Source organism: Burkholderia dolosa, assembly GCF_902499135.1.
Classification (GTDB): domain Bacteria; phylum Pseudomonadota; class Gammaproteobacteria; order Burkholderiales; family Burkholderiaceae; genus Burkholderia; species Burkholderia dolosa.
Genome location: NZ_CABVPR010000161.1, coordinates 1 through 585 on the forward strand (window position 1 = coordinate 1; position 585 = coordinate 585).

The 585-nt window shown below is 53.7% G+C and carries 1 rRNA gene; it reads left to right on the forward strand.

The window, feature by feature from the left end:
• Nucleotides 1-585, forward strand: a 16S ribosomal RNA gene (locus tag BUB20358_RS28025); the annotation flags it as partial.

Consider the following 585-nt stretch of genomic DNA (forward strand, 5'->3'; position numbering starts at 1 on the left):
TGGCTCTAATACAGCCGGGGGATGACGGTACCGGAAGAATAAGCACCGGCTAACTACGTGCCAGCAGCCGCGGTAATACGTAGGGTGCGAGCGTTAATCGGAATTACTGGGCGTAAAGCGTGCGCAGGCGGTTCGCTAAGACCGATGTGAAATCCCCGGGCTCAACCTGGGAACTGCATTGGTGACTGGCGGGCTAGAGTATGGCAGAGGGGGGTAGAATTCCACGTGTAGCAGTGAAATGCGTAGAGATGTGGAGGAATACCGATGGCGAAGGCAGCCCCCTGGGCCAATACTGACGCTCATGCACGAAAGCGTGGGGAGCAAACAGGATTAGATACCCTGGTAGTCCACGCCCTAAACGATGTCAACTAGTTGTTGGGGATTCATTTCCTTAGTAACGTAGCTAACGCGTGAAGTTGACCGCCTGGGGAGTACGGTCGCAAGATTAAAACTCAAAGGAATTGACGGGGACCCGCACAAGCGGTGGATGATGTGGATTAATTCGATGCAACGCGAAAAACCTTACCTACCCTTGACATGGTCGGAATCCTGAAGAGATTCGGGAGTGCTCGAAAGAGAACCGGC